11 protein-coding genes are annotated in these 15,218 nt (G+C 42.0%); 9 read left to right on the top strand and 2 right to left on the bottom strand.

The window, feature by feature from the left end:
* The first annotated feature begins 706 nt into the window (after positions 1–706).
* The 5 genes from FTU29_RS12140 to FTU29_RS12160 all read left to right on the top strand — a co-directional run bounded on the left by FTU29_RS12140 (position 707) and on the right by FTU29_RS12160 (position 6,494).
* Positions 707–2,080 carry an MFS transporter gene (locus FTU29_RS12140; RefSeq protein WP_180066004.1) on the top strand — a complete coding sequence of 458 codons (1,374 nt, stop codon included), beginning with the start codon at positions 707–709 and terminating at the stop codon, positions 2,078–2,080.
* Positions 2,081–2,439: 359 nt separating this feature from the next.
* Complete coding sequence (locus FTU29_RS12145) at positions 2,440–3,885, top strand: aldehyde dehydrogenase family protein (RefSeq protein ID WP_180122061.1); 1,446 nt, start codon at positions 2,440–2,442, stop codon at positions 3,883–3,885.
* 117 nt (positions 3,886–4,002) lie between these two features.
* Positions 4,003–4,533 carry a DUF1287 domain-containing protein gene (locus tag FTU29_RS12150; protein WP_373423621.1) on the top strand — a complete coding sequence of 177 codons (531 nt, stop codon included), beginning with the start codon at positions 4,003–4,005 and terminating at the stop codon, positions 4,531–4,533.
* 367 nt (positions 4,534–4,900) lie between these two features.
* The gene (locus FTU29_RS12155) at positions 4,901–6,385 is read left to right on the top strand and encodes a sodium-dependent transporter (RefSeq protein WP_180122065.1); all 1,485 of its coding nucleotides are present in this window, start codon (positions 4,901–4,903) and stop codon (positions 6,383–6,385) included.
* 1 nt (position 6,386) lies between these two features.
* A complete protein-coding gene (locus FTU29_RS12160) occupies positions 6,387–6,494 on the top strand; it encodes a methionine/alanine import family NSS transporter small subunit (RefSeq protein ID WP_078191653.1) in 108 nt (35 codons plus the stop codon).
* 74 nt (positions 6,495–6,568) lie between these two features.
* Here the strand turns inward: FTU29_RS12160 and rsmB are convergent, their stop codons facing one another.
* Positions 6,569–7,876, bottom strand: coding sequence for a 16S rRNA (cytosine(967)-C(5))-methyltransferase RsmB (rsmB, locus tag FTU29_RS12165; protein WP_180122067.1), 1,308 nt, complete (start codon positions 7,874–7,876; stop codon positions 6,569–6,571).
* The gene (gene fmt, locus FTU29_RS12170; RefSeq protein WP_180122069.1) at positions 7,876–8,835 is read right to left on the bottom strand and encodes a methionyl-tRNA formyltransferase; all 960 of its coding nucleotides are present in this window, start codon (positions 8,833–8,835) and stop codon (positions 7,876–7,878) included. Before fmt ends, rsmB begins: the two co-directional genes overlap by 1 nt.
* Before the next feature lie 437 nt (positions 8,836–9,272).
* Here fmt and ilvD (FTU29_RS12175) point away from each other — a divergent pair, with 437 nt between their 5' ends.
* The 4 genes from ilvD (FTU29_RS12175) (at position 9,273) to FTU29_RS12190 (ending at position 15,217) form a co-directional block, all read left to right on the top strand.
* Positions 9,273–11,102: a dihydroxy-acid dehydratase gene (ilvD, locus tag FTU29_RS12175; protein ID WP_180107271.1), complete on the top strand. Its 1,830-nt coding sequence runs from the start codon at positions 9,273–9,275 to the stop codon at positions 11,100–11,102.
* A 687-nt stretch (positions 11,103–11,789) separates the two neighbouring features.
* Positions 11,790–13,475, top strand: coding sequence for a dihydroxy-acid dehydratase (gene ilvD / locus FTU29_RS12180; protein ID WP_180122071.1), 1,686 nt, complete (start codon positions 11,790–11,792; stop codon positions 13,473–13,475).
* A gap of 151 nt (positions 13,476–13,626) precedes the next feature.
* Positions 13,627–14,949, top strand: a complete 1,323-nt coding sequence (locus tag FTU29_RS12185) for a hypothetical protein (RefSeq protein ID WP_180122073.1) — start codon at positions 13,627–13,629, stop codon at positions 14,947–14,949.
* Positions 14,930–15,217, top strand: coding sequence for a chorismate mutase (locus FTU29_RS12190; protein ID WP_078191648.1), 288 nt, complete (start codon positions 14,930–14,932; stop codon positions 15,215–15,217). Before FTU29_RS12185 ends, FTU29_RS12190 begins: the two co-directional genes overlap by 20 nt.
* The last annotated feature ends 1 nt before the right edge of the window (position 15,218 follow it).

The following is a 15,218-nucleotide window of genomic DNA, read 5'->3' on the forward strand; positions in this document are numbered from 1 at the left end:
CCTTCCCGAACTCAGAAGTGAAACCTCTTAGCGCTGATGGTAGTGTGGGGTTACCCATGTGAGAGTAAGTCATCGCCAGCTCATTATTCGAAACACCCCCTGATACGTCAGGGGGTGTTTTTTTATGCGTGAGGGAAAGGTAAATAAGAAGAAAAGCAGAAGCACAAAACAGGGAGATGATAAAAATATTGATAGATTGTGGCTTGAATTATCTAAACATGGATAATTATTAGACAATAAACGCATTTAAAAATCATCAATTGAGGGAATTCTCAGCTTAAAAATGTCGGAAAACCTGAATGTAAGTCAGCTAAAACAACAGTTTAAATGTCTAATTATCGACTTAAGTGATGGCTGATGACTTATGATTTAGAAATCTACGACTTAGATCGTAGAACTGCGATTTTTTTCTATAAAATTTGAGTTTTATTCTGACAATTTTCATATCAAATAATCTATCGTCTGATTGTGATTTAGCTTCTAATAACACATTGATAATTAATCATTATAAAAACTAGACCCGCAGTCCATCGACTTTTTTATGTATAAATATTTCAAAAATATCTAAGTTTTTATGACATTTTATTCCCAAACAACATGGATATATCTGAAAGGTATGGATCTATACCTTTGTAATTTTGGACAATTTACATTGAAAAACGGCATTGTAGCGAAAAATAAAACTCACAATTGGAGGTGAGGTTCAATGTCTGCAAGCACAATGAATGTGAATAGCGTTGTCGATAACGCTAAGTTCACAAAATCGCATTTCAGCATCATGATGTGGTGTCTAATTCTTATTTTATTTGATGGTTATGACTTAGCGATCAATGGTGTTGCGCTGCCTTTATTGATGAAAGATTGGGGATTAACAGCTGTTCAGGCAGGCATGCTTGCGAGTACAGCACTTGCAGGGATGATGTTTGGTGCCATGATGTTTGGTACTTTGGCTGATAAGATTGGCCGTAAGAAAGTCATCATGATCTGTGTATTTTTATTCAGTACATTCACATTTCTAGGCGGTTTTGCATCAAATCCTACTGAATTTGGTGCTTTACGTTTTATTGCTGGACTTGGCATTGGTGGAGTATTACCGAACCTTGTGGCATTGACGTCTGAATATGCACCTAAGCATCTACGCAGTACTTTAGTGACCACTATGTTCAGTGGTTATGCAATGGGTGGCATCATGGCCGCTTTATTTGGTTCATGGTTTACTGCGGATTATGGCTGGCAAATCATGTTCTTCATTGCGGGTATCCCACTGTTACTGTTGCCGTTTGCTTGGAAGTTTTTACCTGAATCGCTCACATTTTTGGTGAAGGTGAATCGTCACGATGAAGCTCGTAGGATGATTCAAACCATTGCACCAGAGCAAACGGTGACTGCAAATACTCAACTTGAACTGACTGAAGTTGCTGTTCCGGGTGGAGCGTCTGTTAGAGCATTGTATAAGCAAGGTCGTGGCATAAGTACGATGTTGTTTTGGCTATGCTTCTTTATGTGTCTATTAACCCTGTATGCATTAGGTAGTTGGTTACCAAAACTAATGATGGCCGCAGGTTATTCATTAGGTAGCAGTTTGACGTTCCTATTGGCGATGAACATTGGTGCGGTAATTGGTACGATTGGGGGAGGTATCTTAGCGGATAAGTTCCATTTAAAACCGGTGATCATTACATTATGTCTGGCAGGTGCTGTGGCATTATCTTTACTCGGCTTTAATTCTCCACAGCCTGTGATCTACCTGTTGGTTGCAGTCGCAGGTGCATCAGCAATTGGTTCTCAAATCTTACTCTATAGCTATGTTGCACAGTATTATCCGCTGTCTGTTCGTTCTACAGGTATTGGTTGGGCATCTGCTGTGGGGCGTACAGGTGCGATTGTTGGCCCGATTCTGATCGGCTATTTATTATCACAAGAACTGCCACATCAAATTAATTTTATGGCTGTGGGAATTCCAGTAGTCATCGCAGCAATTGCAGTGTTCTTTATTCGCAAAGCGCAAACGGATGAAGAAGTTGCCGCTTTAGAAAATGTGAATAAGGCTTCAGTGAAAACACAGCGTTCGTATAGCTAAATCATAGATTTAAAAAGCCCGTCATTTGATGGGCTTTTTTATGTTGTACTTATAATTTTATCATTGAATTTAGGTTAAATGATTGATTAAAAAATTGATAAATAATGAGATTTTTTTATTTTACACACCTTTTCTAATTTAATGTCATTGTTATATAGAGACTCGATCATCATTTTTTCAGTGCAAGCATAGATCTGAAAATAGGGATGGTATTCAGGGCAATTAGGTAGCTGAGTTTGAGGCTTGTGGTTCATTTTGTTACTTAAATATAGTGAACTCTGTGTTCAGTCAGCGCATGATAGAGGGCATAGATTTATTCACATTTATCAATAATGTCTCAAGATCATGGAAATATCGTCATGTCCAAAGCCGTACAAGATATAAAAGACTATCCGCTCTATGTTGCAGGTAAAGCAGCGACTACCGATCAGTGGTTAGAAGTGGATCAAAAATATACCCAAGACGTATATGCACGCGTTGCACTCGCAGATGCTGCAACCATTGAAAAAGCCATTGATTCAGCGGTTAAATCTAGCGCTGCAATGGCGGCATTGGAACCTTTTCAAAAACAAAAAATCTTACTGCACTGTGTTAAACGTTTTAATGAAATGCGTGCAGAATTGACTGAAATTTTAATTGCGGAAGGTGGAAAACCGCGTAAAGCCGCAGCTGCTGAAGTTGAACGTTTAATTAATACCTTTCAAATTGCTGCCGATGCTGTCACACAGATGGATGATGGTCGCATGATCCCATTGGCGGTTACCGCAGCGGCATCTGGCTATCAAGGCATGGTCAAACATGTGCCAATTGGTCCTGTATCGTTGATCAGCCCGTTTAATTTTCCGATCAATCTGACTGCGCATAAAATTGCACCTGCCATTGCCGCAGGCTGTCCATTTGTTTTGAAGCCTGCAAGTTTGACGCCTATTTCAGCTTTAAAAATTGCGGAAGTTTTGGCAGAAACGGATTTACCTAAAGGTGCTTTTTCAGTTTTACCTTGTCCACGTGAACACGCAGATGTCTTGGTCACAGACGACCGATTTAAACTGCTCAGCTTTACCGGTTCCGATGTTGTCGGCTGGGATATGAAAGCGCGTGCGGGACGTAAAAAAGTGACTTTGGAACTTGGTGGTAATGCTGCGGTATTGGTTGAGCCTGATACTGAAATTTCAGCGGCATTTATTGAACGCTTAGTCGGTGGGGCGTATAACCATGCAGGGCAGGTGTGTATCAGCGTACAACGCATCTTGGTGCACGCCGATATCTATGCCGATGTGAAGAAAAAACTCGTGGCGAGAATGAAGCAGCTTAAAGCCGCTGATCCTCATTTAGAAAGTACCATGGTCGGTCCAATGATTAAAGAAGCTGAAGCAACACGCGTGCATAAATGGGTCGATAAAGCAGTAAAAAAAGGTGCTAAAGCATTGGTTCGTGGTGAACATCAGGGGGCTTTGCTCGATCCAATTTTATTGGAAAATGTCGATGAATCACTAGAAGTGTATAAAGATGAAATCTTTGGCCCTGTAGCGATTTTAGAGAAATACAAAAATTTTGAAAAAGGCATCGCCAAAATTAATAGCAGCCGTTTTGGTTTACAAGCGGGCATCTATACGCAAAATTTGAATAAAATGCTGTATGCGTGGAATCACTTAGATGTCGGTGGAGTGATTATTAATGACATTCCATCTTTCCGTGTCGATAACATGCCATATGGTGGCGTAAAAGATTCTGGCTTAGGCCGTGAAGGGATTCAGTCTGCCATTCGAGATATGCAAGAAGAACGCGTATTGGCGATAAAACTGTAGCTGTTTAAACATGGGCTTGGTTCAGTATGGATCTGTTCGAAGCCCAGTTTTTGAATCATTTCAAAAATCTAAAGAGAATAAGTAAAAATGAAACGAATTTTATTATTGGTCAGTTTGATGACCGTGAATATGGCTGTCTTTGCCTTTAACGCCACTCAAATGGTGACCGATGCACGCAGTCAAATTGGGAAAACCTTATATTATGATCCTGCATATACTGCACTGCGTTATCCGATGGGAGATGTCCCTTTAATCAAGGGTGTTTGTACCGATGTAATTATTCGTGCATTGCGACAGCAAGGGATTGATTTACAACAAGCCATTCATGAAGATATGAAAGCCAATTTTAAGCAGTATCCACAAAAATGGGGCTTAAAAGGAACAGATAAAAATATTGATCATCGGCGTGTTCCCAATATTCAAACCTGGATGCAACGTCAGGGCTATGTAGCCAAAGATAAGCAGTATTTGGCAGGTGATATTGTCACTTGGGACTTAGGGCGTGGTTTAGTGCATATCGGTGTGGTTTCAGATCGTAAAATGAAAGGTAGCGATGTTCCGCTCATCATCCATAATATAGGAGAGGGCACACAGGAAGAAGATATTTTACATGCCTATCAAATTACCGGACATTATCGAGTGAAATAACTTTAAAAATTTAATTGGAAATAAAATATTCCTAAAAGTTATATTATTGATAACTTAAATTGTATGAAAAATAAGCTGATTAAATGAACATTTAAGCCTAAACACATTATAAAAATGGAATATTTGCCGTAGAAATTACAGAAAAACTTAAAAAAAGTGAGTATTGTTAATTCATACAAAGGGAAAGTTATTTGTGGTGTTTTTAACCAAAATGCGCATGTGATTTTTCTGTTTGCAATTTGGTATAGACGCTCACAAGGTATCTCACCAGATCAAACACCCAGAATTTTATTTTTATGGTTCTTTTTTTGCTCGCGATATAACCATAACAAGCAGCAGTTAAAGATGCCTGAGGTTTAGGTGTTCTATGTCAGATAATCGTGAAAACTGGTCGGCACGATCAGGATTTATCATTGCCGCTATTGGTTCCGCTGTAGGTTTGGGAAACATTTGGCGTTTCCCTTACGTGGCATATGAAAATGGTGGCGGTGCATTTTTAATTCCCTATTTAATTGCAATTTTTGCAGCGGGTTTGCCTTTATTATTCTTAGATTATGCAGTGGGGCATAAATTCCGAAAAGCACCGCCTACTGCATATAAAAAACTTATGAACAGTGAGGCATTAGGCTGGTGGCAAGTGATGGTGACACTCATCATCGGAATCTACTATGCCAGCGTATTGTCATGGGCCGGCAGTTATATTTTCTACTCAATTGGTCAAAAATGGGGTGAAGATACGCAAGGCTTCTTCTTTAATACCTACTTGCAAAATGCCGATGGAATTGCCTTTGGTTTTGTACCGACCTTATTTTTTGGATTGGTGATTGTTTGGGCGATTACTATGTTCATCTTATATGGTGGTGTGAAGAAGGGTGTTGAGCTTTCGAATAAAATCTTTATTCCATTGTTGGTGATTTTATTCTCGATTTTGGTGATTCAAGCGGTGCGTTTACCTGGGGCTACAGAAGGTCTAAATGCATTCTTTACACCAAACTGGGAAGCGATGACTGACTATAAAGTATGGTTAGCAGCCTTTGGTCATATCTTCTTCTCGTTATCGATTGGTTTCGGGATCATGTTGACCTATGCGTCTTACTTAAAAGCAAAAACCAACTTGACCGGTTCAGGTGTAGTCGTTGCATTAGCCAACTCATCATTTGAAATTTTAGCGGGTATTGGTATTTTTGCGGCATTGGGCTTTATGGCGCATAGTGCGGGCGTACCTGTAAATGAAGTGGTTTCAGGCGGTATTGGTCTTGCGTTTATTGCTTTCCCGAAAATCATTTCGAGCTTGGGTACGGGCGGTGATTTATTTGGTTTCTTGTTCTTCTCATCACTTGCTGTTGCGGGTATCACGTCAATGGTGAGTATTTTGGAAGTGCCAATTGCGTCGTTCCAAGATAAATTCGGCTGGTCACGTAAAAAAGCTGTAACGATTGTTGCGGGTGGTTCTGCCATTGTATCGACCTTAATTTTCTCAACCCACAGTGCGATTACTTTCGTTGACATCATTGACTACTTCGCCAATAACATTGGTATCGTAGCGGGTGGTTTGTTCTCGATTATCTTGGTGTCTTGGTTCCGTCGTCCATTGCTTGCGCAATTACGTGATCATGTGAATCAATATTCAAGTATCAAATTGGGCTTTGGTTGGAACTTCTTATTAACGGTTGTTACTCCGCTTTCATTATTAGTAGCTTTAGGCTTAACCATTAAAGACGTTGCATCTAAAGGCTATGGTGGTTATCCAGTTGACGTGTTATTGCCTGTAGCCGGTTTAGTCATTGCGATCTTTGTGCTTGGTGCCATTGTATTTAGTTGCATGAAAGACAAAAACCCTGAGGAGAAATAACATGAATACATCTGCATTAATCATGATGATCATTTCAATTGTTTTGCTTTGGGGCGGTTTGATCTTAGCGTCGATCCATTTAGCAAAACATCCAGATGAAGAAGATTAAGCTTCATCGTTGATAAAAAAGGAACCCTCGGGTTCCTTTTTTATGTGGTACTAAAAAGCAAATTCTATTGTAGATTAAGCTGTTTTTTGAATGCGGCAGTAGAAGAAGCCATCGCCATAACCCACTTTCGGGAACAATTGACGACCATGGATTTGTTCAACACCCCAATCCGCTTCAATTTTAATTTCTTGGGCATCGGCATGATTGGCAAAGAACTCAACCATTTGCTGTTCATTTTCAGCTTTTAAAATCGAGCATGTGATATAAAGCAGCGTGCCGCCGACTTTAAGCTGCTTCCACATGTTTTCCAAAATTTGTTTTTGTAACACTACAGTTTTTGCAATGTCGCCCGATTGACGTAGTAAACGTATATCAGGATGACGACGCATTACACCGACAGCAGTACATGGGGCATCGAGCACGATACAATCAGCAAGTTCAGGAGCAGTATAGGTGATGGCATCGGCAGTCTGAATTTCAACATGTTTACCATCGAGATCCAAACGATCAAGGTTTTCAACCACACGTTTTAGACGCTTTTCATCTTGATCCAGTGCAATGAGTTTCTTCGGTTGGAAAGTCTCTAAAATATGTGCGGTTTTACCACCCGGCGCAGCACAAGCATCAATCACAAATTTACCATCGAGATTTGGTAATAGTGTTGCACACAGTTGAGCATGTTCATCTTGTACCGAGAAACCACCTGCTTCAAAGCCCGGTAAGCTTGGAATATGCAGGCTTTCGTCCATCACAATACCGACATTAGAGAGTTCACAGCGATGTGCATCGATGCCTTCATCTTGCAAAATATCGAGGTATTCGTCACGGCTGACTTGGCGTGTATTAACACGTAAAGTCAGTGGTGCAATTTGCTTAAGCTCATAACTAAGTTCATCAAATTGTTCGCCCCAGTCTTTTTTCAAACGTTTAGATAACCAACTTGGTAGATTTGTGGCTTGTTCAAGTACATCGTAGAACTGTTCTGTTTCACGTGTTGCACGGCGCAAAATTGCGTTGATTAAGCCACTTAGACTTCCCATACCCAATTGTTTTGCAGCTTCCACCGTTTCAGAAATTGCAGCATGAGCTGCGACACGGGTACACAACAATTGGTATAAACCAAGGTATAAACAGGTTTCAACCACTTGGTTATCTACCGGTTTAGACAGAAGCGGTAAAGTCAGTTGTTTCAATGCGTACCATTGACGTAAACAACCAAGCACCAATTCATGGAATAACGCACGGTCTTTATCTGACACGATATTCATTTGCTGCGCGAGGACAGATTGCAGCGATTGACCATTTTGGACAGCCAATAACGTCTTCACTACCTGAGCACGTAAATTAAGGTCTCGGGTCGAGGCGTTGGGAGATTGCTTCATTATAAAATTTGTCCAATAGTCAATTTTTGGGTTTGTAAAATTTGTACAGGGTTGAGTGGTTTAGCGCCTGGCCATTGTAAAGAGGTCAAAATAATCACGCTGCCATTGGCACAGGCAACGTGTATGCCTTTTTTATCGATAGCGATGATTTCACCTGCTTGAGCGTTCGGTGCAGACACAGCAGAAAGTTCAGAATGCCAAACACGTAAGTTGTTTTGTTCATCTAACTGAATAAATGCTACCGGCCACGGATTAAAGGCGCGAATATTACGATCGATTTGTACGGCATCGATGGACCAATCAATTTTTGCTTCGGCTTTTGAAAGCTTATGTGCATAAACTGTTAATGCTTCGTCTTGGACTTCACGGCTGTCTAAATATTGCTGCAATGTTTGTTCAGTGTCTAAAACGGCAGCAATTGCAGTTGCACCTTGCTCTGCAAGTTTGTCATGCAAAGTTGCAGAGGTATCCGTTGCTTCAATCGGGCAGATGGTTTTATACATCATGTCGCCAGTATCGAGTCCGGCTGCCATTTTCATAATGGTGACACCTGTTTCAATATCACCTGTTGCGATGGCACGTTGAATCGGTGCTGCACCGCGCCAACGTGGCAGCAATGAACCATGAATATTCAGACAACCATATTTCGGGGTATCTAGCACGACTTGCGGCAAGATCAAACCATAGGCTGCAACCACCATAACATCGGCATTTAAAGCGGCTAATTCAGCTTGTGCGGCTAAACCTTCTTCAGTCGATGATTTGAAATGAAGGGGTTGGTAAACAGGAATATGGTGCTTTAAAGCCAATTGCTTTACGGCAGAAGCTGTGAGTTTTTGTCCACGTCCAGCTTTGCGGTCAGGTTGAGTGTATACCGCAACAATTTCATGTTGTGTGTTGAGCAATGCAGCTAGTGCTGTTGCGGCAAATTCTGGCGTACCGGCAAAGATGATTTTCAAAATGAATGAACCGAATCTGTGTTGAATATGTGGATTATAGCAAATGATTAATGCGTAATTTAGAACATTAGAAATTGATTTTTGCAACTTTGAAGCTGTCCAAGCTCAATGATTTCATAACCCAAAATCGCAAATTTGCAATTTTTAAATAAATTATATTTATATAAAATTTAAAAATTATTCATGAAAGTTTTGTATTGTGCAGCCATTGATGACGGTATAGTAGATTTCAGTTAAAAGATTTTTGTCGTCAAATCACTCGTTTTTATTGATAGACCCATCTGCCCAAATCTCAGCTTAAAAAGCCATCTTTAAAAACAATGGCTTGGTGTATGATAGGTTTAAAATTCGACTGATTTTACATCATTGTCAGTATGATTTAGCCAGAGTGAATCTGTAGGATTCATTTCAAGCTCAAACTTTGTTGGAAATATAAAATGCCTGACTATCGTTCAAAAACATCGACACACGGAAGAAATATGGCGGGTGCGCGCGGCTTATGGCGCGCAACTGGTATGAAAGATGAAGACTTCGGTAAACCAATTATTGCCGTCGTGAACTCATTTACTCAATTTGTACCGGGTCACGTTCATCTTAAAGACCTTGGTCAACTCGTGGCGCGTCAAATTGAGCAAGCAGGCGGTGTAGCCAAAGAGTTCAATACTATCGCAGTCGATGACGGTATTGCGATGGGCCATGACGGGATGCTGTATTCATTACCTTCACGAGACTTAATTGCAGACTCTGTGGAATACATGGTAAGCGCGCACTGTGCCGATGCCATGGTATGTATTTCCAACTGTGACAAAATTACCCCAGGGATGTTGATGGCGGCAATGCGCTTGAACATTCCAGTGGTGTTTGTGTCTGGCGGCCCAATGGAAGCGGGTAAAGTCAAAATTCGTGGCAATGACAAAGCGATCGACTTGATTGATGCCATGATTGTAGCTGCAGATGACAACTATACCGATGAAGAAGTTGCTGAATACGAACGTTCTGCATGCCCAACTTGCGGTTCATGCTCAGGTATGTTCACCGCAAACTCAATGAACTGCTTAACAGAAGCATTGGGTCTGTCTTTACCGGGTAACGGTTCTACACTGGCAACACATGCAAACCGTAAAAAATTATTCGAACGCGCAGGCTCTTTAATTGTTGAATTGGCTAAACGTCATTATGAACAAGATGATTACAGCGTATTGCCACGTGAAATGGTGACCAAAGCCTCGTATGAAAATGCAATGACTTTAGACATCGCGATGGGTGGTTCAACCAATACCGTTCTACACTTGTTGGCTGCAGCCAATGAAGCTGGCGTTGATTTCACGATGGACGACATTGACCGTTTATCTCGTAAAGTGCCTGTACTCTGTAAAGTTGCACCTGCGAAAAACGACGTACATATGGAAGATGTACACCGTGCTGGCGGTATCATGTCCATTCTCGGTGAATTAGACCGTGCAGGCTTATTGGACACATCTGTGGGTACTGTTCACGAAGCAAGCTTAAAAGATGCTTTAGATAAATGGGACATTATCCGTACTGAAAATGAAGACGTTTACCAATTCTTCCGTTCAGCGCCGGGCGGTGTACCAACGCAAACTGCATTCTCACAAGATCGATATTACCAACGACTAGATGGTGACCGTGAAAATGGCGTGATCCGTAATGCTGAACATGCGTTCTCGAAAGACGGTGGCTTAGCTGTGCTTTATGGCAACATTGCGCTCGATGGTTGTATCGTAAAAACTGCGGGTGTAGATGATTCAATCTTGAAATTCAACGGTACTGCACGTGTGTTTGAAAGCCAAGATTCAGCAGTAGAGGCGATCTTGGGTAATGAAATCAAAGCCGGTGATGTGGTTGTGATTCGCTATGAAGGCCCACGTGGTGGTCCGGGTATGCAAGAAATGTTGTACCCAACCAGCTACCTGAAATCGAAAGGTCTAGGCAAAGAATGTGCGTTATTGACTGACGGTCGTTTCTCTGGCGGTTCATCAGGCCTTTCAATTGGTCACGTATCTCCAGAAGCAGCAGAAGGCGGTGCAATTGGTTTGGTGGAAGATGGTGATTTAATCGAAATCGATATTCCAAACCGTACCATCAACTTAGCTGTTGATGACGCTACGATGGCGGCTCGCCGTGCAGCGCAAGAAGCCAAAGGTTGGCATCCAGTTGAAGAGCGTCCACGCAAAATTTCGAAAGCATTGAAAGCGTATGCAATGCATACCACGAGTGCGGCGAAAGGCGCAGTACGTGAAATCTAAATTTTAGATCTCCAAATAAAAAAGCACTCCACATGGGGTGCTTTTTTAATTTACATCCACATAACTTGCATTGGATACGAGGAAATGTCATCCGCAACTGTCTGAGGCAAACGGTAATTTAAAAGTGAATGTTTCTGCGATCATTTTTTTAGTTGCAAACAGTTGCCGAGTTTTGCGGATGACAAATGGTTTTGGTTGCTTTTGCCGAAACAAAAGTAACATACGAGCTCCGAAAATTAGCTTTTATAGAGGTAAGACTCCGCTGTAATCAGCTTTTAAATGAAATAATGGGACAATAATTCTAAGTTATAGATTTCTTAATCTGATTGAAAATAATGTTTCTTGAAGCAACTAAATAAAATTTAATAATTAGTGGATGTCATTAAAATTCTAAAAAGACAGCCTCGAATAGTAGCTATAATTTATATGGCTTAGTGTAGGCAATCCCTTACTTTTGAAAGATCAAAAGTAACAAAAATCTTTTGTTCTCCTGATATTGCATCCCTGCCATACAGGAAAACAGCGACATCCATGTCGCTTTGTCATGTGATTGAATGGTATTGCATGCGCTAAAAATCTCTTTTGTTGAGATGTAATTTCTTTTACATGCCGAGCGCTTTCTATACAATAAATTTAAAAGAACCCGCCAAAGCTGAAGCCAAAATCAGCCATCGCCAAGGAACAACAATGAGTAAAAATAATATCCGCGAACATTCTGCACCTGTTTATGACGGCATAGAAAATGCGCCTGCACGTTCCATGATGCGTGCCACGGGCTTCCAAGATGCTGACTTTAAGCGCCCATTTATAGGCATCGCCTCGACTTGGGCCAATGTCACGCCGTGTAATATGCATATTGATGGATTGGCGCGTGAAGCTGAGAACGGGGTCAATGCTGCAGGCGGGAAAGGCATTATTTTCAATACCATTACGATTTCTGACGGCATTTCCAATGGTACTGAAGGTATGAAGTATTCACTGCTGTCGCGGGAAATCATTGCCGACTCTATTGAAGCTGTGGTGGGCTGTCAGGCCTATGATGGCGTAATTGCCATAGGCGGCTGTGACAAGAACATGCCGGGTTGCATCATGGGCTTGGCGCGTTTAAACCGTCCGGGTCTGTTTATTTATGGTGGCACCATTAAACCCGGAGCAGGTCATACCGATATGATCTCGGTATTTGAAGCAGTGGGTCAGCATGCCAAAGGCGAAATCAATGAAATTCAAGTGAAGCAGATTGAAGAAGTCGCGCTGCCGGGGCCGGGTTCATGCGGTGGTATGTACACGGCCAATTCAATGGCTTCAGCGATTGAAGCACTGGGCATGAGCTTGCCGGGGTCTTCAGCACAGGAAGCGGTATCCGCGGATAAAATTGCCGATTGCCAGCGTGCAGGTGAGGCGGTGATGAATCTACTGCGTCTCGATATTAAGCCGCGCGACATTATGACCAAAGCTGCTTTTGAAAACTCGATTAAAGTGCTAATTGCCTTAGGTGGGTCAACCAATGGCGTGCTGCATTTGATTGCCATGGCGCATACCGCAGGCGTGGAACTGTCTTTGGATGATTTTGTGCGCATCGGTAAAGATATTCCTGTGGTGGCCGATGTGCGGCCATCGGGTAAATATTTAATGTCGGAACTGATCGCCATTGGTGGTATTCAGCCGCTGATGAAGCGCATGCTGGATGCAGGTATGCTCGATGGTTCTTGCTTAACCGTTACGGGCAAAACTTTGGCGGAAAACTTAGCGGAGGTAGCAGACTATCCTGCAGGTCAACAAATTATTCTGCCGTTTGATGCACCGATCAAAAAGGATTCGCACTTAGTAGTGCTCAAAGGCAATTTATCACCGACAGGTGCTGTGGCTAAAATTACCGGTAAAGAAGGGCTGTATTTTGAGGGGCCTGCGCGGGTATTTGAGGGTGAGCAGGGTGCCATGCGCGGTATTTTAGATGGCGAAGTACGAGAAGGTGAAGTAGTGGTGATCCGCGGTGTTGGGCCGAAAGGCGGGCCGGGTATGCCGGAAATGTTAAAACCGACTTCAGCGATTATTGGTAAAGGTCTAGGCCAATCTGTTGCACTGTTGACTGATGGGCGTTTCTCGGGCGGCAGCCATGGTTTTGTGATCGGGCATGTGACACCAGAAGCCTATGAAGGCGGCCCAATTGGCTTGGTCAAAAACGGCGATAAAATATCAATTAACGCTGAAACGCGTGAAATGACTTGGCATGTGGCAGAGGATGAAATTTCTGCACGTCGTGCGGCCTGGGTCAAACCGAAACCAAACTATACCCACGGCGCATTGGCTAAATTTGCCAAGTTGACCTCTGGTGCGGAAAAAGGTGCGGTGACTGACCTAAATCTAGACGTCTAATCCATTGTTAAACATTGAACATTCAGCCCTGACTTGATATAAGTTTTGCACAAGGCTTATATCTCATTTAAAACAGCTTCATAATAGAAGTTGAATTTTAAGCATGTGCTGGCAGGTTCGGCACAATCCATCATTTTGAGGCAAAAAACGCATGTCACTGTTACGCCGTTGGTTCGATCCAATCCGATCGAGTTGGTTTTATCAGAAACCGACCCGACAAGCGGTGTTACCCACGGAACAAGGTCTGAGTGTTTATCTTCGACTGGATGATGTCTATAGCTATTTGGCTGCGCAGCAGCTGCCTCAATTAGAAGAAATTCTCAGTGATGAAATTAAACCACTAAAAGTGATTATTTGTCGTCAGAGTGCAGAACCTCCTAATCAAATGTCCTCGATAGAATGGCAACAATATTGTCTGAATGATGCCCAAATTTTAGCGCGGCAGCATCGTTTTAGTTTTCATGAAACACCTGAACAACCGACCGCTGAAGCTTTAGAACAAGCCGAAATTATTCTAAAAAATACGCCATTACGCGGCCAAGACTTTCTCTATTTACTTGAAGATGTGTTCCACATGCTGTGGCAAAAACAGTATGGCAAGCTGAGAACACTGTACGCGATGGCCAGCCGTCATCATAAAGCGCAAGATTTTCCAGAACGGATCTTTTCTGACTTACCAATTTTGACGGGTTATTTTGAATTTGGCGAACGTAAGTACCATGCTGTAGATGATTTACTTCGTTTAACGCGCCGTTTAAAACAACAAAAACTCCTGACAGATAACCCGATCTTTATGATCAATCATATTGAATGGCGTGAGCACCTGATCAGTGATGCAGAAGAGTTGAATGAAATTCAGGGACTCGATCCTGAGCTTGATCTCTACATCGCGATGGAAGATCCGATTTCATGGTTACTGTTGGCTTATATTCGTGAGGAATTGGCGGACTATTATAATATTCAGCTGAATGTGTATCCATTGTCGTATCACGGTCGTGATCTGTTTGACTGGAGTTTGGCAACTCGTCTGTCTAAACGGACGGAAGTTAAGTTCACGCCATTTTGCCGACCTACAGAAGCTGCGACTTTAGCTATGTCACAGCTTTACTACAGTGCGCCTGAAGAGCAACGTGTCGATGTGATGCATCGCATTTTGGAAGCCGTATGGACCAAAGGGCGTGATTTATCCTTTAAAGCACATTTTCAGGCTTTACAGTATGAGTTAGAGATTTCTGAACTGACTACTAACGATATTGCTGAAAAATTAAAAGAAAATGATATGCACTGTGAAATGAAGTCACAGCCTGATTTTCCTGTTTTAGAATTACGTATTGCAGGTCAAAGCTATGTATTTAATAGCTTATACCGCGTATGGATGATTGAAAGTATTTTCAGTAATGTGTTAGAAGAGAAGTATAAAAGTGAAAACACCGCTGAAAGTGAAGCCAGAGAAGATGAAGAAAGAAAAAGTTGAGTCATTAGAGCAAGCCCGCGCACAGATTGATGTGATTGATCAGGGGATTATTGAGCTCATTGCTGCACGTCAGTTTTATGTCGATCAAGCGGTGCGTTTTAAGCGTTCAGTACAGGATGTTCAATCACCAGAGCGTGTCGAAGCGGTAATAAGTAAAATTCGTCTACAAGCCACAGAGCACGGTGTAAATGCAGATATTGTGGAACGTTTATACCGCGATATGATTCAGCATTTTATTCAACGTGAGTTGAAAGAAATCCGCCCATAGT

Origin of the sequence: Acinetobacter sp. YH12086 (assembly GCF_013419345.1) — a bacterium.
Classification (GTDB): Bacteria; Pseudomonadota; Gammaproteobacteria; order Pseudomonadales; family Moraxellaceae; genus Acinetobacter; species Acinetobacter amyesii.

Excerpts from the sequence above, each read along its gene's own strand:
- FTU29_RS12140 (WP_180066004.1), top strand. The coding sequence starts at position 707 with ATGTCTGCAAGCACAATGAATGTGAATAGCGTTGTCGATAACGCTAAG.
- FTU29_RS12145 (WP_180122061.1), top strand. The coding sequence starts at position 2,440 with ATGTCCAAAGCCGTACAAGATATAAAAGACTATCCGCTCTATGTTGCA.
- FTU29_RS12150 (WP_373423621.1), top strand. The coding sequence starts at position 4,003 with ATGACCGTGAATATGGCTGTCTTTGCCTTTAACGCCACTCAAATGGTG.
- FTU29_RS12155 (WP_180122065.1), top strand. The coding sequence starts at position 4,901 with ATGTCAGATAATCGTGAAAACTGGTCGGCACGATCAGGATTTATCATT.
- FTU29_RS12160 (WP_078191653.1), top strand. The coding sequence starts at position 6,387 with ATGAATACATCTGCATTAATCATGATGATCATTTCAATTGTTTTGCTT.
- rsmB (WP_180122067.1), bottom strand. The coding sequence starts at position 7,876 with ATGAAGCAATCTCCCAACGCCTCGACCCGAGACCTTAATTTACGTGCT.
- ilvD (WP_180107271.1), top strand. The coding sequence starts at position 9,273 with ATGCCTGACTATCGTTCAAAAACATCGACACACGGAAGAAATATGGCG.
- ilvD (WP_180122071.1), top strand. The coding sequence starts at position 11,790 with ATGAGTAAAAATAATATCCGCGAACATTCTGCACCTGTTTATGACGGC.
- FTU29_RS12185 (WP_180122073.1), top strand. The coding sequence starts at position 13,627 with ATGTCACTGTTACGCCGTTGGTTCGATCCAATCCGATCGAGTTGGTTT.
- FTU29_RS12190 (WP_078191648.1), top strand. The coding sequence starts at position 14,930 with ATGAAGAAAGAAAAAGTTGAGTCATTAGAGCAAGCCCGCGCACAGATT.